We start from the raw sequence: 21,681 nt of genomic DNA on the forward strand, positions 1-21,681 counted from the left end.
GGGCGCTCGTGCAGCCCGCCAAATACGTTGATCGAGGAATGGCAGTACCACGACCGGCGGTATGCCATCGACGCCGCGAAGGCCTGCGCGTGAATGGGTATGCGGCAACGCATTCTTTTGAGGATGGTCTGGTGGAAACGCTTCGCTGTTCGTTGGTCCGGGAAAACTGGCGGCGGTCACTTATGGAAAGCCAAATTAGCATGTCGCTCAATGCCACGCAGATCGTCGGTAAGTCACAGTAGCCATCGGGAACCGACGTTATCTCTTGCCATTATCAATGGGGAGGTTGAAACTGCGGAACTGTTTATTGTGCAGTTGCAATATCCAATGATCTGTGCGATGTGTCGATTTGAAACCTCAGGTAGGCCTTCAGGCGGGCTTGTGGTGAATAAGTACTCGGATTTTAATATTTTTCCCGGCCTGCCTGATATGGGTTGCCACGCTAAATGCGGAGCTGAACGATGAAAATTTTGAAAATACTCGCAGCAGTCGGTGTTACCGTGACTGGCTTTGTTGGTCTCACGGCCGCGCAAGCCCAGCAGGAAGCTAATCCGCAGGGACCGGTTTGTACGGTGACTCTTCAGCGTGATCAGCCCGGCGGGGTTTTTGATGTGACGCGGCAGGTTTTCGAGGATGGGGCTTGCAATTGCTTTGTTTACACTGGCCCCGAAGGGCAGTCGAGGAGCGTTGAGGCCCGAGTATCGGGTGTCGTTAATTCGCAGCGCTGCCCCGGTGCTCGGCCGATGCAGGTCCGGGGTCCGGGTTCGGGTGCGAGCGCTGGTGCTGGTAATGCGGCGTCACTTAACGCTGTAGTCCCGGTTGGTCTATTCGCGGGTGCTGCTGCGGGTGTGGTCATCCTTATTGAAGACGACGAGGGGGTCAGCCCTTAGTCGCTAGTCTTCGGCTGTCTGCAGAGTTGATTATTCCGTACGCCAGGATCTGGCGCAAAATTTCGATCTTGCATTGATAGTATCGGAGAGGTCGGTCAGCGCAGTTGGCCGGCCTCTCTGCTTCTGCACGTCAGATGGTGCCTTGTAATTTAGGGTTTTTGCCTAATTCCTTCGCGCCATTTTTGGGTTGCGGTAGGGGGGTAACTAGGCAAAGGCTTACGCCGCGAAAAACGGAGTATTCACGATGAGATGGTATGGTCGGATCGAGTTCCGAAAATCTGTCGTTGCGTCAACCATCGTTGTCGTTGCGCTTACTCTTTCGGGGTGCGCTAGCAAACGCAGTGATTATGTAGAATACAATCGGTCCGATTTCGGAGCGCCCGATGCGCCATCGACCAATCGCATAGCGATGGATTATCGTGTCGCACCGCTCGACAAGCTCACTATTAATGTATTTCAGGTCGAGCAGCTGTCAGGGAATTACCAAGTCGATTTGACTGGCAATATCGCGATGCCGCTCGTTGGTAACATTTCGGTTGTCGATATGACCACCGATGAACTGCGTGAACACTTGTCAACCGTACTCTCGCAAACGTATCTTCGTGATCCAGACGTTACCGTGGGTATCCTCGAAGCGACAGGTAGCTCGATCACTCTTGAGGGCTCGATTGCGAAACCAGGCGTCTACCCGACCTTCGGCAACGTATCCCTCCTTCAGGCTGTGGCCATGGGTGGCGGCCTCGACGAGAATGCTAACGCTAGGACCGTCGTCGTTTTTCGCCAAATCGACGGCCAGCGTATGGCCGCAGGCTTCGATTTGACGTCGATTCGGCGCGGTGAAGAGGCTGATCCAGCTATCTATCGTGGCGACATCATCGTCGTCGACGGATCTCGGACTCGCGAAAACTGGAAGACGATCATTCAATCGGTACCAATCCTGAGTCTTTTTCGCCCAATCTAGAGGAAGCAATTTTGAATCAGCCGCAGGTATACGATGATGGCGCCCCTGGACGTGTCAGTGCATCACACCACCTCTACGAGGTAGGCGATGCGCAATACGATTCTGCAGATAGGTTCGATGACGAGATGCCGGCGATTTCGCTGGCTGAAATTATCTCGATTCTGTGGGAGCGGCGGCTTTGGCTGATCGCTGCCGGCTTTGCAGGACTCTTGGTAGCGATAGGTTACTCGCTAAGCCAGACGCCTCTTTACCGCTCGACGGCTACAATAGAGCTTAATCCGCCGACAGTTCCCATCTTGACGAACGGAGCAGGATCTGCGGAAGAAATGGTCGTTCCTTCCACCGATTACGAATTCCGCGAAACACAGATTGGAATCCTGCGCAGTAGAGCCTTGGCCGAACGCGTTGTGCAAGATCTCGATCTCGTGTCTGCCCCGAGCGCCAATGCTCAGGGTGTCCAGACCGGGGTCGAGGCGGCAGCTACCTCTATCGGAAAAGGTCTGGCTGTTCAGCCGACTGCGAATAGCCGCCTGATCGAACTGTCATACATCTCGCCCGACCCTAGGGAAGCTGCGCGGCTCGTCAACGGGTTCACCGACTCCTACATTCAACTGACTCTGGATCGGAAATACGAAGCGACGATAGCAGCGCGCGACTTTCTTGAAGAGCGCATCGCGGCGGTGCGCGACGAAGTCAATATCGCCGAGCGCGAACTGGTCGACTACGCGAAGGCCAACGGCATCGTCATGCTTGGCGGTGAGGGGCCGGATAGCGAGGGAAGTACTGGAAGTTTGACTGGCGATTCTCTGTCTTCGCTTAATGCTGCTCTTGCTGCCGCACAGCAGAAGCGTATCACCGCGGAGCAACGCTTCCGCCAAGCATCTTCAATCGGTGAAGTGAACAACAGCACTGCGCAACTGCGCCAAGAACTCGCCAGTCTTCAGGCAGAATACCGGGAGAAATCAACTTACTTACAGGACAGTTTTCCAGATTTGGTCAGGTTGCGAACCAGGATCGACGAACTGGAGCGCCAGATCTCATCTGAAACCTCTCGTTCGGTGGCAGCGCTGCGCGCTGAGTATCAGGCTGCCCAAGCCGAGGAGAACTCGTTGCAAACGCGTGTTGCCCAATTGAGCTCCGAAGCACTCGGCGAACGAGAGGATTCAATCCAATACAATATTCTTCAGCGTGAACTGGACACCAACCGCACGCTCTATGACGCTCTTCTCTCTCGCTACAACGAGGTCAGTGTTGCCGCCGGAATCGGTTCGGCGCAAGCCGCCGTCGTCGACAGCGGCCAAGTGCCCGATGCGCCATTTTCTCCAAATACGGTCTGGAACGGCATCCTTGGTCTGATCCTAGGCTTAGCGATTGGTGCTGGACTTGCTATCCTTTATGATCGCTTTACCAACACCATCAAGACCAAGGAAGATGTGAAACAAAAGCTTGGTCTGGCGGCGCTAGGAGCGATACCGAAGAAAGAAAAGCAGGTCGAACTCAGCGATGAACTAATGGACCCGTATTCGGATATCTACGAGTCCTATGCCAACCTGCAAACGACGCTACAGCTCTCGACCTCGGGTGGTTTTCCTAAGACGCTCCTTGTGACGAGCGCAAACCCAGAAGAAGGAAAGTCGACGACGAGCTATAGTCTTGCGGTGCAGCTGGCGACTATCGGGAAGCGTGTCCTTCTCATCGATGCGGACATGCGCAAGCCTACATTTTCAGTGGATCAGCATTCGGACATCGGTCTCGCAACGCTTCTGACATCAAGCGGGCCCGCAAAAGACCATGTCTTGAGTACCTCGCAGAAAGGCTTGTTTCTCATGCCGAGCGGACCCATCCCACCGAATGCGGCCAATATTATCCGGCCTGCCAGGCTTCGGCAAATCCTCGAGGAATTGCAGAACCATTTTGATGTCATCGTCCTCGACGCTCCACCTACCCTCGGCTTTGCCGATTCGTCGCTGCTGGGTTCGGTCTGTCAGGGCGCCGTCTTTACAATCGAGAGTGGCAAGACTCGGACGCGTTCAGCATTGACAGGCATAAACCAGCTGCAGATGTCTGGAGTCCGCTTGCTCGGTGCGGTGTTGACCAAGGCCCCGCCTTCCGCGGAAGACTACAGCTACAGCTATCGATATTATCGCCAAGCTGTCAGCGAAAATGATCCGCGGCGTGCTTTGATCGATACGCTGGCTGACAATCACGAAGGCGGCGGAAAATGGCACAAGGCCGATTTGTAGTCTTTTTCGTCGTCGCGCTTGCGCTTGCCTATGTCAGCGTTATTTCCGCGTTCTGGAATTTGGGTAGGCGCCTACCTGAGGCGATCGCCGTCGAAGGGCTAGCCGAACACCCGGATCGAATAATGGGCCGTGCGACGCTCTCTTTTCGCGAGAGCCGCGGTAAACTGGACAGCATCGACTTCCCTTCATTACGCAGAGCGCTTGCGCGAGCGCCGCTGGAAGAAGAGCCTTTCGTTTTTACGGCGGCCCAGCTCGCAGCGTCCGGCAGGATAGCAGAGGCAGAGGCCATGCTCAGAGAAAGTATTCGGCGCAATCCTCGCTCGAGGGAGGGACGCCTTATTTTTTTGACCCTCTTGGCTCAGCGCGGCAATGCACATGAAGCCGTGACGCAGATCGAAGCTCTCTATCGCTTGATGCCCGAGCAGCGCCCGGTCCTGCGTGACACGCTTGTGTATCTTGCGAGCTTCCCGGGAACGCGTCAGTCGACCTTAGCTGCCGTCAGCGAGGATCTCCATAAGCGCGATATCCTCCAGGGATTGGCTCGCTCAGGCGCCAGCGCTTCCATGCTGCTCGAAACTCTCGATGCTTTTCGTGACGTCGTTCCACGCGACGCGCGCGAATCCTTCGTTGCCTCCCTTTCAGGCCCGCTGCTCCGGGCAGGTGATCCCCGGGGTGCGCTACGTGTCTGGATGCATTTTAATCCGGAAGCTTACGCAGACGGATCGGTCCTTCTCGATGAGCATCTGAATGGCTCTTTTGCTCCGCCGTTCGGCTGGGAAGTCCGTGGCGGGAGCGATGGCTATGCCCGGATCGGCAATAATGGATTGGAGGGCGAGCATTATGGCAGGCGGGCCGCGCTTCTAGCGCAGCAAACCGCGATACTCGGTCCTGGCGAATACACCCTGAGCGTGCTTGCTGAAAATCACGGCCGCGGACTTAGTTTTGATGTCAGCTGCAATAAGGAAGGAGATATAGCGACCGTTGATCTCGAATCGCGCGAGAACCGTACCCATTTAAATGTTCCCAACGATTGCCCGGCCGTGACCCTAGAGTTGCGTGCGCGGCCATCCGATCCGCCGAGGAAGTCGATGTTTCGGATAACGCAGGTCAGCTTGGAGCGCGACGAAAAATGATTGACGCCTGGAAGCGCACTTACCTGCCGATGTTTCTGCTTCTTTGCCTGATATTTGGTGGCGCGAGTAATGGCGGCTTCTTTGAGAATGCCATTCTACAGGTCGTAGCCGTTGCGATGGCGTGCACGGTTCTTGCTATTTCGCCAGCGTCTGGTGGACCGCATACCGACTGGGCCTTTCCGTGGCTGGTACTTGGCGTGATTTTCGTGGTGGCGCTTCAGTTTCTGCCCTTGCCGTTGTCGCTCTGGAAATTGCTTCCCGGACGCGGGGAAATCGCCGCTGAGCTTGGTCTCATCAGCGTCATTCCCGAGTGGACATTCGTGACGCTCAGTATCCACGACAGCCTTGCATCACTCGCCTGGTTTTTGCCTGCCATCAGCATGGCCGCCGTTCTCTATGTCAGGCGAGAAGTCGAGATCTGGGCGCTGGCCATTGTGATCGTAGCTACCGCATTCTTCGCCATCGGTCTTGGACTGGTCCAGTTCCTGTCCGGACCCGAATCGGCAGCCTATTTCTATCGTTTCACCAATCGCGGCCTCATGGTCGGTTTCTTTTCCAACGCCAATCACATGGCAACGTTCTTGCTCGTCGCCTTGCCATTCCTTGCTGCCGTTATCCGGCATTCAATCCTCGAAAGGCCCCGGCAGCGGCGTGAGCTTATGTTGCTCGGGGCTGTCGCCGGTGGTTTCATTTTCTTGGGGGTCGTCCTTGTTGGCTCGCTGACCGGTTATGCGCTCGCGATCCCTGTTTTGGCTCTCTCTTGTGGAATCTTAATTCCCTACCGAAAGAAGCTTGTCGTGATTGGAGCCCTTCCGCTCTTGCTTTTTGGACTTGGCCTCGTTGCCTTGACTGATGAAGGGGCCAATGTCTTCAGCGAGGAGAGTGCGGGTGCGGAACGCGGTCGCCAGCAGATATTCTCGACGACTATCGAAGCTGCCAGCGACTTTTTTCCTGTTGGTAGCGGCCTTGGCACTTTCCGCGATGTCTACGACAATTATGAGGATCTGGACGCCGTCGCGAATGTCTATGTCAATCATGCTCATAGCGACTACCTTGAAATTTTACTCGAATTCGGTCTTCTCGGCGTCGTCGCAATCGTGGCGTTTCTTGTCTGGTGGGCATCGCGCATTCGCGTCGTCATGACTGTGGGCACGGAAGTGCCCTTCTTATATGCTTCTGCTATCGCAAGTGGCACCATTCTCGCGCATTCGATTTGGGACTACCCTCTAAGGACTACTGCCCTGAGTACCACTTTCGCGCTTTGTTGCTTGATGCTGGCCCGCGCCGGTCGGGGCGCTCCTCGAGACCCGCGTGGAGCCCAAGAAGCGAGACCGGATGCTAGGCATTGATCGATCATTGCGTGAAAGCTTGTTACCATGAAGTTATTCCGCACCATCCACAGGTTGCGATCTACCGGATTGGGTAAGCTTTTGCGGGGAAGCCAGGAACTGGCTCTGGCACGCTTTCGACTGTATCGGGTGACGCCTGCCGAGATTGGGCGCCTTAACACGATCTCTGCGAACGGTCGGCCTGCCACCGAAGGGGATCAAGGCGAAATTGCCGCTGAGCTGACCTGTGCAATCAGGCTTTCTGCGCGCGTTGTCCCGTGGCGCTCGGACTGCCTTGTTCAGGCTCTTGCAGCACAGCGATGGTGCTCCGCTTTGGGCATTCCTACGGAAATATCGATACAGGTAGGCTATGCAGAAACACGCGAGTTCATGGCTCATGCAATTTTGCTGTACGAGGGTACTTGCATACTTGGTGCGACAGATGCTGTGCTTTCCGACATCTACCCATCGCGGATGTCCTGACGATATTTGCTGGACAAGAACCTAAGCAGGCTTTGCAGCCAGCGCGCACGTTGCTAGTCTTCGCACTTGCAGCAATGACAATGTCAGACCATGGGTGTCGGCATCGGTCTGAATACTCGCTTGGTCCCTGCAGTTCGCGCCGGGAGCGTGGCTTAAGGAACAACAATGACAAAGAAAGCTCTCATTACTGGTGTCACAGGGCAGGACGGCGCATACCTCGCCGAGTTCCTGCTCGAAAAGGGTTATGAGGTTCACGGCGTTAAACGGCGCTCCTCGTCCTTCAACACCGGGCGGATCGATAGCATCTACGAGGATCCACACACGCCCGACCAGCACATGTACCTACATTACGGCGATCTCACTGATTCGACCAATTTGGTGCGCCTGTTGAGCGAGATACGGCCAGATGAAGTCTATAACCTAGCGGCGCAAAGCCACGTCGCGGTCAGCTTCGAGACGCCTGAGTACACCGCCAACGCCGATGGTATCGGTACACTACGGCTGCTCGAAGCCATGCGTATTCTTGGCTTGGAGAAGACCACGCGCTATTATCAGGCATCGACCTCGGAACTATATGGTCTCGTCCAGGAAGTTCCGCAGAAGGAAACTACCCCTTTCTATCCGCGTTCGCCTTACGCCGCGGCCAAGCTCTATGCCTACTGGATAACGGTCAATTACCGGGAAGCCTATGGGATGCACGCCTCGAACGGTATTCTTTTCAACCACGAGAGCCCGCTACGCGGGGAAACCTTTGTAACCCGAAAGATTACTCGCGCGGCCGCAGCGATTTCCTTGGGCCTGCAGGAAAAGCTGTTCCTTGGAAATCTCGATGCGCAGAGAGACTGGGGGCACGCGCGTGAATATGTCCGCGGGATGTGGATGATGGTCCAGCAGGATCAGCCTGACGACTATGTTCTCGCGACTGGCAAGACCACTAGGGTCCGTGACTTCGTTACTTGGGCTTTTGCCGAAGTCGGGATCGATCTTGAGTTCAGGGGTAAGGGTATCGACGAAATCGCCGTCGATAAGGCGACCGGAGAGACTCTCCTAGAGGTCGATGCGGCATATTTCCGTCCGACAGAAGTCGAACTTCTTCTAGGCGACCCGACCAAGGCTCGAGAGAAACTTGGCTGGCAATACGAAACATCGGTGCGTGAACTTGCACAGGAGATGGTCGCCGCCGATCTGCGTCTCATGCAGCAAACGCCATTCGCGCGCCATGCGATCGATGAGATCGACGATGGATCTGCGGCAAGCAACGGCAATATCGGCGTGCTCCTGCGCAGCGAGAACCGGCTGGCAGGTCGCAAATGACCTTCGCTCTGGTCGGTCGAAAAGTCTATGTCGCGGGCCACCGCGGTATGGTCGGTTCGGCGCTTGTTCGCCGGCTTGAAGGTGAGGGCTGCCACGTACTGACGGCGCCTCGAGAAACTGACCTCCGCGAACAGGCGCTCGTGCGGCAGTGGTTCAAGGAGAACGCTCCTGACGTCGTGATCTTGGCTGCGGCAAAGGTCGGCGGGATTTGGGCGAATGACAACGCCCCTGCTGAATTTCTCTACGACAATCTCGCGATTGAGATGAACGTCATCGACGCGGCGCGCGAGAATGCGGCAGAGAAACTGCTTTTCCTCGGTTCTTCCTGCATCTATCCTCGCGACGCGCCGCAGCCGATGGCGGAAGATGCGCTTCTTACCGGCCCCCTCGAATCCACGAACGAGTGGTACGCTATTGCCAAAATTGCCGGGATCAAGCTATGCCAAGCCTACCGTCGTCAGTATGGCTGCGATTTTATAAGCGCGATGCCGACCAACCTTTATGGCCCCGGTGACAATTTCGACCTGGCGACCAGCCATGTCTTACCCGCCCTCATTCGCAAGGCGCACGAGGCAAGGATAGGGCAGGGTGACTTTACCGTCTGGGGAACAGGATCGCCACTCCGCGAATTCCTCCACGTCGATGATTTTGCCGACGCTTGCGTCCATCTGCTCAAAACCTACAGCGGCGAGGTGCCCGTGAATGTCGGTTCCGGCCAAGAGGTGAGCATCCGCGAATTGGCGAAACTTGTGGCGGACATCGTCGGCTCCGCCGGGGAATTGGTTTTTGATGGAACCAAACCCGACGGCACACCGCGCAAATTGTTAGACAGCTCTTATCTCGCCGGGCTCGGCTGGACTCCAAAAATCACCTTGGCGCAGGGTATTGCTAGTACTTACGAGGCTTTCCTCGCCAACGGTGCGCCCACGCATACTGACCGAAAATGATGTCGGAAAGGGGCAGGGGCCATGTACCAAATTCGACTTGATGGACGTCATGTACACCGGAGCTTGTTTCACTCCTTGCGCGTGCAATTTGCGACGACGCTGGTGGCGTCGATCCTCGTTCCGCTAGCCATCTTTGTCGTTGTTCGCGGGCCTGTGGCCTTGGAAGCCACCGCGACCTACAACACGCTCACCATCAGCTTCTTGGCCGCACTGTCCACCCTTCTTGCACTCCGCCGAGTCGGAAGCTATTTCGGATTGGTACTCGCGAAGTGGATACTTCCGGTTTACGGGACATCTTTCGCAGCGTTCACCTGCTTTCCGCTCCTGTTGCGAACCCCCTATACAACTACCCTTATGGTTCTCTGCTTTGTGTGCGGAGTCTTGTCGTTGTTCCTACTAGTGCTCCTTATGTCACGGGGAAAGCGGGCAGTCTGCTTCGTGGTGCCGCGCGGACGCGCACTCAACATGGAGTTTAGCGCAGGTCTAGAGACCATCGTGCTCGAACATCCGAGACTGCCAAGGGAGCGAAATGCCATCCTCGTCGCGGATCTTCATGCTCCCCTCGGCGAAGAATGGGAGCGCCTCTTGACGGAAGCCGCGCTCGAGGGCCATCCTGTTTACCATGTCACGCAGCTGCGCGAAGCGATGACAGGACAAGTCCAGCTCGATCATCTCTCCGAGAACAGCTTCGGAGCGCTGCTGCCCACCCTTGCCTACAAGAAGATCAAGCGGCTCGTCGATCTGTGTGCCACTATAGTCATGTTCCCGCTTCTAGCTCTGGTTATGTTTTTCATCGCCGTAGCCATCCGACTGGACTCCCCGGGCCCTGCGCTCTTCAGCCAGAGGCGGATGGGCTATCAGGGACGTATTTTCGAGATAATCAAGTTCCGCACAATGACGGTCAGGGAGGACGGCGAGAATGCGGCAGCGAGCATGACAGCCGCTGACGACCAGCGTATCACCAGGCTTGGCAAGCACCTGCGGCGCACCCGTCTTGACGAGCTTCCGCAGCTATTCAATATTCTTCGCGGTGAAATGAGCTGGATAGGTCCGCGGCCAGAAGCGGTAAGCCTGTCGAGCCTCTATGCCAGCAAGATATCGAATTACCGCTACCGACACCTGGTGCGTCCAGGCATCACCGGCTGGGCACAGGTCCACCAGGGGCATGTGACTTCAGTAGACGACATCCACGACAAGCTTCGGTACGATTTTTATTACGTGAAGAACATTTCGTTCTGGCTGGATGTCGTGATTGTTTTTCGCACGATCAAGGTGATGATCACCGGATTTGGAGCTCGGTAGCGAGACTTGAAGTCGCAGCTGTCCCTTTGCTCGCGGAATTACGCTACCATTTCGGTGAGCAGTTCGTCCCACGCTGAAATCCGGCCACTCCGGCGCAATTCCTGCTCGCAAAAGGCTCGGGCATTCCGACCCAGCGCATCACGCAATTCGCAGTCAGATGCCAGGCGTGCGAGATAGTCTGCTACTCCTTGGACGTCTCCTTTACAGAAGCTCTCGCCGCAATCGGCTTCCCTGATGAGCCCCGCGACTTCGCCTTTCGTTTCGCCAATGAAGATCATTGGCCGGCCTGCGGCAATCGCGCCGTAGAACTTGCTCGGCACGATGAGGCCCTCGAGCTCTGGCTCGAGAGACAGCCAGTGGATATCGGCCACCGCTAGGCTTAGTCGCAGCTCGCTCCTAGGGCGATATCCTCTGATTTTGAAATGAGGCGCAATCTCGGGTTCTTCCGCGACGCTTGGAAGTAATGCAAGCTTTGCGCCGCCACCGACAAACAAGAACTCCAGGTTGGTATGTCCGGTGGCTATCAGCCGCCGACCCGCATCGACCATGGTATCGACATCGTGTGCCCGGCCAAGGTTCCCGGAATACCCAACGATCAGGCTCTCTTCAGAGAGGTCCCATTCCTTACGTAATGGATTGGCGGAAATCGGCATCGGGGCGAGCCCGTCTTCGTCGGTCCAGTTGGGGATCACGCGGATCTGGTGTTCGCTGACCCCTAAGCTCCTGACACGTTGCTTCATCGCAGCGCCGATACAGACATTTACGCTGGCGTCTTTCAAGGATCGATCCCGAAGCTTTCGCATCAGCCTGATGGCGAGCTTGTCATCTGACCCGAAGCCCAGGATGGTCGCGGTCTCGGGGTAGATGTCCTGTAGCCAATTGACGACCTTCGCCCCTTTTAAGCGCGCAACAATTGAAACAGGTACGCTGATGAGAGGTGGGTCGGTCAGGCAGACAACGCAGTCGCCACGCTCGAAACGCCACAGACCGACCACGATGATGCCAAGGTAGAAGAGTAGGAAGTTCAGGAGCCTTCCCGCCATCGATGGATTACCGTTCTTTAGGCTCGGAACGCGGATGATCGATACGTTTTCGAAATTGCGCTGCTCGAGATCGCCGCCTTCTGTATGCACGCCCGAACCCGTGATCACGACACATTCGCGCCTCGTTGTATTCAGTTCGCTCAGGAGGTCGCTGAGCATGACTGACGTCGCCGATTGGTCGGGATGGAAAAACCGGTTTACGAATAACAGCTTCATTCGAAAAAATCATGCCCTCAACCTGCACGCTGCCTGACACCGAGACGACATCGCGTGCAAGCAAATTATGTCGCAGTGCACAACTTTCTATTATAAATTTTTTGACCCCTAGCCCGTACAGGCATTTTGGGGTGGTCATGGCTTCGCAGGTCAATTAACTGCATACCCATGGCGGATATTGTGATGACTGGATGCGCGAAAGGATCTTCGTGGTACGCCGTGCAAGCGCAACCTGGTCGTGAACGACTGGCTTTCGAGCACCTCGACCGGCAGGGTTTTCGGGCATTCCTACCCGCCGTGAAGCGCCCACGCAGGATCGGCACTAAGCATGTGATGGCGACAAGCGCTCTCTTTCCCGGGTACCTGTTCGTTTCATTCAACCCTGACAGGGATAGGTGGCGTTCGATTAACGGTACGGTTGGGGTCATGCGCCTCGTTAGCTTTGGCGAACACCCGACTGCCCTACCGAGGGGATTTGTCGAAACGCTTGCTTCGGCCGGCAGCGACCCCGGCGGCCCCCTCGAGTGCCAGCTCACGCAGGGTGTCCCCGTGCGCATCATGGGCGGGGTCTTCGACGACATTACCGGCACGCTCCTGGCGAAAAAACCCGGCGAACGGGTGGTCGTCTTGCTGGACATTCTGTCAGGCCGGCGGCGCGTCACCTTGCCGCGCCGTCAGGTAATGCAGGCCTGATTGCGCCTTAAAACTTTCTTCCCTTTGATCGGTCCATTGAAGTCGCAAGGCTGGGTGCCGCGCTCTCGCTATTGTAAGAATTCCGCATCTCTTCGCCAACTATTTCGCCATCGCTGATCGTGAGGATGCGATCGGCTAATGCCAGGCTTGCGGGTCTGTGGGTTATCAGGATTACCGTTCGGCCCAGCAGCGCGTTCTGACAAGCTTCGACAAACGCCGCTTCTCCCTCGAGATCGTACATGGAAGTTGCTTCATCGAGCACGAGAATCGGCGGATCCGACAGCAGGGCACGCGCCAATGCGATACGTTGACGCTGACCGCCCGAGAGGCGCACGCCATGGTCGCCGATTCGTGTTGCATAACCCTTGGGCAGCCGCGTTATGAAGTCATGCGCCTGGGCAAGTCTGCAAGCGCGCTCGACGTCCTGCTCGGAAATATCCTTGAGACCAAGAACGAGGTTGTCCTTAACCGTACCATTGTGGAGAAGCGGACGCTGCGGGACATAACCGATCGAGCGTCGCAGCTGCCTCAGGCTCACGTCCCGAACATCGGTCCCGTCGAGCCTGATCTCCCCTTCACGTGGAAGATAAAAGCCTAGCAGCAACTTGACGATCGTGCTTTTTCCGGCGCCATTGTCGCCGACAAGCGCCACGATTTCGCCTGCACTGATCTCGAGGTTGAGATCGCGCAAGGTGTCGTCCCGGTCGCGGTACGAGAACCAGACATTGCTGAAAGTGATCCAGCCTCTGAACCGCCGATTGTTCCTCGCATTGGCATAACCGGGCTCGGGCGCTTCGCGAAGAACATGGTGCAGTCTCTCGAGCGTTCCGCGCGCGCTGTTGAGCTGGCCGTAGAGGTCGGCTAGCGAACCGACGGGTCCCGTCAGCAGTGTTGCATAGAACAGGAAGCTGAAAAGCTCGGTCATGCTCATGCGATCGCTGACGACACCCTGGTACGCGAACAACAGCAGCACGACCGCTGCCAGCGACGTAATGAGGGTCAGCGTCGGCCCCATGACAGCGTAGATCTTCTGCTCGTGGATCTTGAGCCGGCGTGCCTTGTTGACCACCTTGCGGTACGTCGCGAGCCGCACTTTCTCGCGCGCAAACGCTTTGATTGCCGGCAGCATCTCGAGGTCTTCCTCGGCTATGGCAAAGACATTGGCCTCGGCCTGCTGGACCTGTGTTGCAAGCGTTCGCAGTCGTCGTCCGACGACTTTGAGTGTCACATAGTAGAGCGGAAGCAAGACTGGGAGGAGAAATGCGAGCAGTGGGTCGAGCACAAACAGGATGACAAGTGCCCCGGCTCCCGTCATCAGCGCTGCGGGGACTGAGGTGAGCGTACTCGACAGAAATGCGCTCAGCCGCGAGACTTCCCAAGTAAGCAAGGCGAGGAGGTCGCCTTGTCGATTGTGATCGAAGAACCCAAGCGGGAGGCGCTGGACATGGGCGTAGATGTCTTCCCGGAAATCGGCCTCGATCTTCGACCCGACGACACCTGACACCAGCGCGCTGGTAATCCGCAGCCCGGTAAAAATAATGAGGGCGACGATGAGCAGGACAACCATGAGCGCAAGCTGGTCGCTTCTGATCTCGATGACGCCGCCAAGCAATCGCGCGGCGAGCCATGGAATGCTGAGGCTCGCTGCAGAGCCCAGCATCGAAAGAGCGATAATGAGCGCAAGGTCCTTGCGATATGCCCACGCATGCAGGAGCAGCGATCTGAGGCCCATCAGGAGATGCCCATCGCTTCGGATAAGCGCTGCGCGCTTTGGTGGTGACACGATCTGGCTGCACCGGCGCGTCTCGTCTCGCGACGAAGCGCTTCGCATGTCGAGTGGGGTTGCCGAAAGCTGTTCAAGTCCTTGCCTCGCTAGTGTATGAAATGCCTCAGGCGATGGTCTGGAGCAAAGCAGAGCCTGCATGCACTGGCAATCTTCGACCGAGTCGTCATGGCACCCTGCAAGATTCTGGCACAGCAATGTGCTAGCTCTAGAAGGCTGTGGATCAAAAGACGGCTGCCGATCAAACGCCCGGCAGCTAATCTCAGTGACAGCGCGCCGTGTCGCGTAAACGTACTAGCAGAAGACTAGCCGTCGATGCGCATCGATTGCAAGTGGGGAGGGGGCAGAGTGCCTGCCGGCCGTCATCGGGGTGGATGCGAGGCAGGAGGTATGCAGTTTCTTGCAAGTGGCAAGCACCGGGGCATCTGCCGGACTGTTTCGCTATCGCTGCGCTACTCGATCGCGTGTGACAAGGGGCGCTATCACGTAAGGCTTTCGGGACCGAGCCCCGAATACCCGCTTGTCACAAACCGTGACGATGTTGCTTTGATCCATCCCGGTGGCCCAAGTCCTTCTTCGATGCGCGCGTTTGCAGAGGTTGTTCGAGCGTCAAAGATTTGCGTCTACCTTTCTCAACCAGTAGGCGCTAGTCTTTCGAACGTCTCGAATATCGGCATCGCACGGGCGTTTCCCATTCACCATGGCAGATGATCGCGCGAGCGAATTGTGCATCGACTGCGGGCTGTGTTGCGACGGCACGCTTTACCAAACCTTCCAAAGTGAGAAAGGCGACGCAATTGATCTTTTAGCTGATCGGATTACGCAAGTTGATGAAGAGGGCCCGAGGGTAAGTTGGATACAGCCATGTTCGGCGTACCGACTTGGAAGCTGCTCCATTTACCGAGACAGACCAAGCATTTGCCAAACGTAGGGGTGCTCTTCTCTGGAAGCGCTTAACGTCAACGAGGTTAGCTTTGATCAAGCTAAGGAGAATATCGCACAGGCAAAGCAGGCGAAGGATAGATTGGAGTTTTTGCTTGGGAGGGGTGGCGCTTCGTACGAGAAGCGCGCGCAAGCTCTATTAGATGCAAATACCAGTCCTGAGATTCTGCTTGCCGTTGGCGTGCTAGAGGTCCTGCTTGATCGTCATTTCCGCAGAATCAGCGAACGTGTTCTTAAAGGCAGAGCTAACGGAAATTCCATGAACGCTCAATCGTAACGCGAGCGTGGGTTGCGCCATAAGACTAGCCTTTGCTGACCAAACCGTGCTTTATCAGCTCAGAGATAAATGAACGGGCATCTGCCTCCACTACTGCTTGGTTCATGTTGAACTCAGTAGCTAGCTCTTCGCAAATTAAATCAGGCGTATTCCCTTCCTTCAAGCCTTGCCAGATCCGGGTGGCTATTGCATCGAGCCCAAAATAGGTTCCACTTTCAAGATGGAGAATTATTGTTTCGTCGCCGACCTTGCTCTGCACCGCCTGTTGGTCGATCGACCAACTCTCCGTAAAAGATTCAGTCATTTCCCCTCTACCTCTCGTCCACGCCCATAATAGCATTCGGCATAGAGGCGGTTACTGCATCGCGCACCTCAGGTAAAATTGCATAGTCCCGAGCAAAGTCTAGCGTGAATGAAGATATATGATCCGCAACCTGCCCAGCTATCAAGAACCGTCCTGCAGCCAACGCGCGATCGTTTGGATCTAGCCAAAAGCTGTGCTCAAGAATTCGCATGCAAGCCGGCGAAGGTTTCAATGCCCGAACTCTCGGGAGCAGACGTTTGGGCTTGTCCTCGAGAAAGAAGATCGATGCGAGAGGAACAGGCTTGGTCGCTACGCCTAATCTGTCGTCCAGCCTGCACTTCCAGGTACTTTCAAGATAATCTTTCTCATTGGATGAACCGAAAACTTGGATGCAAGAGTCATTCCTAAGCCGCAAGCTCGGGTAGACAGCCTCGGCATACCATCGACCATCACGAAGCGAGATGATGATAGCATCATCGCCGAGCAAGCGCTCGCCATCTTGATGGAAACTCGCCCCAAGTGTCGACTTTCCAAGACCACTTCTTCCAACCAGAAGAGCCGCACTACCAGCGATTTCAACTGCGCTGGCATGGATGACCAATTTGCCGAGTTGGGCAAGGATCCGAGGTGCGATTTGATCGGTCAACAGGCGCTCGACCTGGTCGACCGTGACGTCCCTACTGGCCTCGATCTGGATGGTCTTCTCGGAGATTGAGATATGAAATGTAGTGCTGGAAGGGAATCGCACGACGAAGCTTTGTGCCCATTCTGAAGCGTAAACTTCTATGCCAAGCGCGTCTCGATGAGAGAGCTTCCTCAAAAAGCTAGCTTCAGCCGTCACAGAAGGACGACGAGCAATTCGCCATCCTCGAAATAAGCTTTCGAAAAGCGGCAAGGCTGACGGATAGTATATTGAATTGGAAAAGCGAGCAAACACCATTTGTTAAGCCAAGGTCGCAATCGGGCCTCTTTATACGAGCCGCCTCGAAGGTTGCCCTCCTCCTTTGTTGCCTTCAGGAGAGCCTGTGACACCACCTGCCGTCAACTCAACCATATCTCCAAAGATTGTGAGGGTCGGAGCCTTGTATGTCTGGTGAGACCTCGAATGACCGAGATCATCAACGAGCTTCATCACATTGTGCTCCATTCAAATAATTGAAAGCTGACGCGTCGCGCAAATCATGGAGCGAGCTTCAGTGTTTATACGTATCTAGCCAAGCGGCGAGATATCTGAAGTATATCTGCTTTTCAAGGTTAAAGGCACCTCCGGACCCCATGAGGCACTCTTTCGCGTGCTCCACATCAATATAGCCTTCTAAACGAGCAATGAGCTCGCGAGGATCTTCGTATGGGAAGTCACACACCGACATAAACTCCTCCGTAAATTCCCAACCTAGATGTGCTTTGCCCCGACCCCACGCCACATCTTGAGAAACGAGGCCTTTCATCGCGCGGCGTAGTAGAAATTTAGGCCAACCATCACGTTCAAGCTGGTCGGCTGGCAATGACATGCAAAACTCGAGTAGCCTCCTGTCGGCATATGGGTCGCGAGGTTCGATGGCCGAGCCTGCAGCCAGTCGGTCATAACATTCTCGACCAAGCACGAGATGGGGATGAGTGAGCGCCTTGGCCCTTGCTGCGAATTCGAGAAGCCCCTCAATTTCGATATTGTCTTGCAGGAGTTCCAGCCTGAGCTCGAAGTTGCCACGGCGGGCGAGGTTGGGGTCGATCAGCGATTTGTTTCTCGATTTTTGTGCCCGGCTCTTTGCCAGTAATCTTTTTCTTGCCTTCTTCAGTGAGGCGGGCATCGAAGCGTGCCATAAGGACCGGGCCATAAGTTTTGTGGTTAAGGAAGACGCTCCCCAGAATTTCGCTTGTCCTACTGCTTCTCGGAACGCGAGGGAGCCTTTGCCTTTTTTGATGAGGTCCGTCAGGTAATTCCCCGGATCAAAAGCCAGATCTCCAGCCGCCCCATCGAGGACAACTTTCATTCCAGCATCGTTGGCTTTTTGATAAACTGCACGAAGAAGGGTCATTGACCCGTCGAAAGGTTCTGACAAACTTTCTGCCCGCTTCACGAATCGGCCGCGCTTCTGGCAAAGGTCGGACTTGTGGATGAAGTGGGAGCGCACTCCCTTCCTTTGGCTGGAGAGCATTATATTGCTGGTTTCATTGCACTCTCCTGGATTGTCTCCGACCGCCGAAAAAGTTTGAAGGGGGCCGTCGCCATTCTTGCCCCTAATCCTGCTTGCAACAGCAACTACCGCCCCAGAGTCGATGCCTCCGGAAAGCATGGCGCCGACGAGTGGTCCTCCTCTGAGGCGGCAACTAATTGCCTCCTCGAATACCTCCAGAAATTTTTCCACATACGCTTCATCACTCTCGAGAAATAATTCGAACTTTCTTTCAAGGCGCCAATATCGCTGAACGTGAAGGCCAGCCCTTGTTAAGACGAGGGAGTGCGCAGGGGGCAGTCTGTAAACGTTGTGGTAGAACGTTGAAGTCAGATCTACTGCACCGTTCCCAATGAAAAAATCCACGAGCCGTTCTTCGTTGACAAGCCTGCAGGCCCTCGGATTTTCGATGATGGCGGTTGGCTCGGTTGCAAAGAAGAAGTTGCGGCCGGGCTCATGGCTGTACACCAGCTGTCGCATGCCGATGTGGTCTCTTGCGCAGAAGAGTTGCTCTTTCCTCTGGTCCCAGATGGCAAAAGCAAAATCTCCCAACAGATAATTTGGGCAATCCTGACCCCATGTGAGGTAAGAATAAAGAAGAAGTTCCGCATCTCCGATTGCCCGATGTTCCAGTCTTAGACCGAGGCTGTCCAAGAGCTGATCGCGATTGTCGAGACGGACATCGGCAGTAATAGTACATCCTGTTTCATTGTGTGTAAGTGGAAGCCGTTCCCCAAGAGCTTCAGGCGTGGTTGCCAGCAGCGTATGGCCGAAAGCCACAGATCCATTCTGCCATAGGTTTGTCGCGTCGGGACCTCGGCCTTCGAGCGCGCGAACCATGCGACGAATTTCACCGTTTTCAATCGGCCGGCCGTCGAGTGCGGCGGTCCCACAAATCCCGCTCATGTGGGACGCTTCTTCGGTTCTGTAGCCTTCGATCTGTCGCAAATTATAGCCGCGCCGAGTCTCCGCGCGTAGAGGAAAATCAGCGGCCAATGGCGCAGGTGCGGATATTTTTTTCGAAGATGAGAAGGGGCAGGGATCAGTCGTGCAAGGATGTATAAAAGCTGGGCTACAAAACCAGACGTAGCTTTGAGGTTTGCTACGTTCATCTCACGCTCTCTCGTTGCGTTGAGAAAACGCATGGGAGCCGTGTTGCTATCGGCTTTGCTCAACGTCTCCATGACCTTCACGGGGACTGGAGTGTTGAGCGCGTTGGCAGTAAAGCTGAGAGCATCGGCGCAGACAGGCCCAACGCCCCTCTCACAAACCTTCCTGCATAAATTCCCCCATTCTTCTTCGCTGAACTTCCTTGCAATAAGGTCGGTATCCACCGCCCAGGAAAGGCGACCGGCACCATACTCGTACCTGTCGATGGAAAAATACCCGCTTCGTGCGTGAATTGCTCGGTTTATTGAACGATGGATTAAGGCCGTGATCAAATCGGGACGTTGGGCATTCTCCGATAAATCTGCCAATGGCACCGACATGTCGATCACCTCATCGACAGCAAGCACTGATTTTAGAGCGACAGAATTTGTCACTTCCCAATGCAGATCGATGTTGTGTGCAAAACCAGCTGGATCCCTGTATTGCCAGATTTCCTGATAGTGCATTGGTCCAAAAGGGCCAGGGGCCCCGTCCGGACGATTCCAGCCAAGATCGCTTAAGATATTCCGGGCAACGTCGACGGCCTTCTCGCGGATTAGAAGATCGCTGTCTCCGCGGAATCGAAGTGCCGGGTTGTCGTAAACTGAATACGCCAGCGCGGTGCCTTTGAGCAGCACCGAGGCTATGCCAGCATCATGCAGCGTCTCGACCAGATCCGAGACGAGGAACTTGTGCCGCAACTCCCACATAGCATGAGCTACGGTCTCATTACGCATGGCAGACAGTATTGGTTCGGGCCAGTCACTGAGCAGCGCTCTCTGCTCAAGCAGCAGGCCCGCGACACCATGGTAAATCAGCCTTCGACGCGCGGCCTCAAGCCTCTCCTGACATCTCCAGTCATTGGGCCAAGACGCCGTTTCTCGTCGCAGCGGCGCGGCAAAGGTGTCGTCAAGAACTTGGGCTTCGATCACCGAGAGATTAAAAGCAGGCATTTGGTTGACAATCAATCACACAACACTTGCCTCAGATGAAAGAATCTGGTCATTGTGCACAGCAACAAAGCGCTGAAGGGGCGCCAAGTTCGAACCTGTGCGGAAGCGATTCCTGCGCGGTGCGGTAGCTATAGAGTTCCATGAAGCTGCGCGAAAAGCCCCATCATTCGGCTATCGAAATCCGCCCAGGGAGAGGTGTCTCCGCGTTCTCAAGGGGGCAGGAAATGGTCCGCGGAAGCGAAACGCATGGGCGAATGCCCGCCCGCAGGCCCGAGGATACCGCAGCACGGAGGCGTCGCGAACAGCATGTCCAGCAATCGACGTTATCACGCGTGGGTCGAAAACATGCGAAACTTTAAAGAGCGGCGGAGTGCGGCGGTAAGGTTAGGCGAGATCTTTAGGAACGAGGGGAGGCGGCGTGAGTAAAGCAGGCGACCTTCTAGCGAAGATTGAGGCGCGGGAAGCTTTCATTGGAGTGATTAGGCTTGGCTATGTTGGCTTTACCCTTGTGCCTCACGCTTGTCGTGGTTGGCATCAATGTGATTGGTTTTGATATCGATCCCGACAAGATTGGAGCGCTCTTGCAAGGGGGGGGTATCTTCGGCAATTCCCAAGAGAGCGTATCAGTGATGTCATCACTTCGGGAGTGTTTGCCGCCACCCACGACATGGCTAGGCTCGCCGAGCCGCACGTGAACACCGTTTGTGTCCCGGCCCCATTCATCAAACATCGCGAACCCGATCTATCTTATGTCCTAGGAACGGCCCAGACGATAAGCCGCAGGTTGCGGCAAGGGCAGCCTGTTATTTTGGAAAGCACGACTTTCCCAAGGGCGACAGTGAAAGTCCTGAAGCCGATCTTGTCCGAAAGCTAGTTTAGGGCAGGAGGAGATTTTTTTTAGGCGTATTCACCCGGACGCGGAGATTTTGGGAATCTAGAGCATACGACCTTTACGACATCCAAGGTCATAGGCGCGGACGATCCAGCCGGCCGCGCTTTGGCGCGGGCTGTCTATGAAAGTCACCGGGGGCATTACTGTCCCTGTGGAATCGTCAGCGACGGCCAAAGTGGTCAGAATCACCGAGAACAAAATCACCGAGAACAAAATCACCGAGAACAAAATCACTGAGAACAATTTTCGAGCCGTAAACACCGCGCTCGTCAATGAGTTGAAGGTCATCTTTTCAAATATGGGTATAAGCATCTGGGAAGTCATAGACACGGCGAAAACCAAGCCTTTCGGCTTTCTGACCTTTGATCCCCGGCCAGGTCTCGGCGGACATTGTATTCGTATTGATCCGTTTTATCTGACATGGAAAGCTAAGGAGCACGGGTTCGCCACTCGATTCATCGAACTGGCTGGGCCAAGACAGCGCGGTCCAAGCGCGGTCCAAGCCAGCCCCGCCCGTGCGCAGGTGTGGCGCGTGTCGACAACCGGCTTCGTGGACGTTGCCAAACTTCGATTAGCCGTCAAACCGGTTGGCCAGAGCGAATTCGATAACGACAATCTCGGCACTCACATTAGCGTGAATTACTAATTGGAAAA

General features: G+C 55.5%; 18 protein-coding genes. 12 read left to right on the plus strand and 6 right to left on the minus strand.

The window, feature by feature from the left end; all coding sequences use genetic code 11:
- Positions 1-1,299: 1,299 nt before the first annotated feature.
- The 8 genes from GRF63_RS03435 to GRF63_RS03470 all read left to right on the plus strand — a co-directional run bounded on the left by GRF63_RS03435 (position 1,300) and on the right by GRF63_RS03470 (position 10,601).
- Positions 1,300-1,851, plus strand: coding sequence for a polysaccharide biosynthesis/export family protein (locus GRF63_RS03435; RefSeq protein ID WP_160484573.1), 552 nt, complete (start codon positions 1,300-1,302; stop codon positions 1,849-1,851).
- A gap of 11 nt (positions 1,852-1,862) precedes the next feature.
- Positions 1,863-4,094: a GumC family protein gene (locus tag GRF63_RS03440; protein ID WP_160484574.1), complete on the plus strand. Its 2,232-nt coding sequence runs from the start codon at positions 1,863-1,865 to the stop codon at positions 4,092-4,094.
- Complete coding sequence (locus GRF63_RS03445) at positions 4,073-5,227, plus strand: tetratricopeptide repeat protein (protein WP_160484575.1); 1,155 nt, start codon at positions 4,073-4,075, stop codon at positions 5,225-5,227. The genes GRF63_RS03440 and GRF63_RS03445 overlap by 22 nt, the downstream gene beginning before the upstream one ends.
- Entirely contained in the window at positions 5,224-6,576 is a 1,353-nt protein-coding gene (locus GRF63_RS03450; protein ID WP_160484576.1) for an O-antigen ligase family protein, read from the plus strand. Before GRF63_RS03445 ends, GRF63_RS03450 begins: the two co-directional genes overlap by 4 nt.
- A 27-nt stretch (positions 6,577-6,603) precedes the next feature.
- Positions 6,604-7,038, plus strand: a complete 435-nt coding sequence (locus tag GRF63_RS16780) for a lasso peptide biosynthesis B2 protein (RefSeq protein WP_160484577.1) — start codon at positions 6,604-6,606, stop codon at positions 7,036-7,038.
- A 165-nt stretch (positions 7,039-7,203) separates the two neighbouring features.
- A complete protein-coding gene (gene gmd / locus GRF63_RS03460) occupies positions 7,204-8,352 on the plus strand; it encodes a GDP-mannose 4,6-dehydratase (protein WP_160484578.1) in 1,149 nt (382 codons plus the stop codon).
- Complete coding sequence (locus GRF63_RS03465) at positions 8,349-9,299, plus strand: GDP-L-fucose synthase family protein (RefSeq protein ID WP_272914640.1); 951 nt, start codon at positions 8,349-8,351, stop codon at positions 9,297-9,299. Before gmd ends, GRF63_RS03465 begins: the two co-directional genes overlap by 4 nt.
- A 21-nt stretch (positions 9,300-9,320) precedes the next feature.
- Entirely contained in the window at positions 9,321-10,601 is a 1,281-nt protein-coding gene (locus GRF63_RS03470) for a sugar transferase (RefSeq protein ID WP_160484579.1), read from the plus strand.
- Between the two features lie 38 nt (positions 10,602-10,639).
- Here GRF63_RS03470 and GRF63_RS03475 read toward each other — a convergent pair whose 3' ends face one another.
- Entirely contained in the window at positions 10,640-11,860 is a 1,221-nt protein-coding gene (locus GRF63_RS03475; protein WP_160484580.1) for a glycosyltransferase family 4 protein, read from the minus strand.
- A 168-nt stretch (positions 11,861-12,028) separates the two neighbouring features.
- Here GRF63_RS03475 and GRF63_RS03480 point away from each other — a divergent pair, with 168 nt between their 5' ends.
- Complete coding sequence (locus GRF63_RS03480) at positions 12,029-12,553, plus strand: transcription termination/antitermination NusG family protein (protein ID WP_160484581.1); 525 nt, start codon at positions 12,029-12,031, stop codon at positions 12,551-12,553.
- Positions 12,554-12,560: 7 nt separating this feature from the next.
- On the opposite strand, the gene GRF63_RS03485 is transcribed toward GRF63_RS03480, so the two are convergent.
- Positions 12,561-14,285 (minus strand): ABC transporter ATP-binding protein, encoded by a 1,725-nt coding sequence (locus tag GRF63_RS03485; RefSeq protein ID WP_160484582.1) that lies wholly within the window; start codon positions 14,283-14,285, stop codon positions 12,561-12,563.
- Positions 14,286-15,036: 751 nt separating this feature from the next.
- Here GRF63_RS03485 and GRF63_RS16785 point away from each other — a divergent pair.
- Positions 15,037-15,267: a YkgJ family cysteine cluster protein gene (locus GRF63_RS16785; protein WP_160484583.1), complete on the plus strand. Its 231-nt coding sequence runs from the start codon at positions 15,037-15,039 to the stop codon at positions 15,265-15,267.
- A 313-nt stretch (positions 15,268-15,580) separates the two neighbouring features.
- On the opposite strand, the gene GRF63_RS03495 is transcribed toward GRF63_RS16785, so the two are convergent.
- From GRF63_RS03495 to GRF63_RS03510, 4 genes are all read right to left on the minus strand, one after another.
- Complete coding sequence (locus GRF63_RS03495) at positions 15,581-15,859, minus strand: PqqD family protein (protein WP_160484584.1); 279 nt, start codon at positions 15,857-15,859, stop codon at positions 15,581-15,583.
- 7 nt (positions 15,860-15,866) lie between these two features.
- A complete protein-coding gene (locus GRF63_RS03500) occupies positions 15,867-16,799 on the minus strand; it encodes a hypothetical protein (protein WP_160484585.1) in 933 nt (310 codons plus the stop codon).
- Positions 16,800-17,052: 253 nt separating this feature from the next.
- Positions 17,053-19,029, minus strand: coding sequence for an asparagine synthase-related protein (locus tag GRF63_RS03505; RefSeq protein WP_160484586.1), 1,977 nt, complete (start codon positions 19,027-19,029; stop codon positions 17,053-17,055).
- Positions 18,936-20,135, minus strand: coding sequence for a nucleotidyltransferase family protein (locus GRF63_RS03510; protein WP_160484587.1), 1,200 nt, complete (start codon positions 20,133-20,135; stop codon positions 18,936-18,938). Before GRF63_RS03510 ends, GRF63_RS03505 begins: the two co-directional genes overlap by 94 nt.
- A 634-nt stretch (positions 20,136-20,769) precedes the next feature.
- Here GRF63_RS03510 and GRF63_RS16790 point away from each other — a divergent pair.
- Positions 20,770-21,009 (plus strand): hypothetical protein, encoded by a 240-nt coding sequence (locus GRF63_RS16790; RefSeq protein ID WP_419865950.1) that lies wholly within the window; start codon positions 20,770-20,772, stop codon positions 21,007-21,009.
- A 139-nt stretch (positions 21,010-21,148) separates the two neighbouring features.
- Positions 21,149-21,673, plus strand: a complete 525-nt coding sequence (locus GRF63_RS03520) for a nucleotide sugar dehydrogenase (protein ID WP_160484589.1) — start codon at positions 21,149-21,151, stop codon at positions 21,671-21,673.
- Positions 21,674-21,681: the final 8 nt, after the last annotated feature.

Origin of the sequence: Aurantiacibacter rhizosphaerae, assembly GCF_009807005.1 — a bacterium.
GTDB lineage: Bacteria > Pseudomonadota > Alphaproteobacteria > Sphingomonadales > Sphingomonadaceae > Alteraurantiacibacter > Alteraurantiacibacter rhizosphaerae.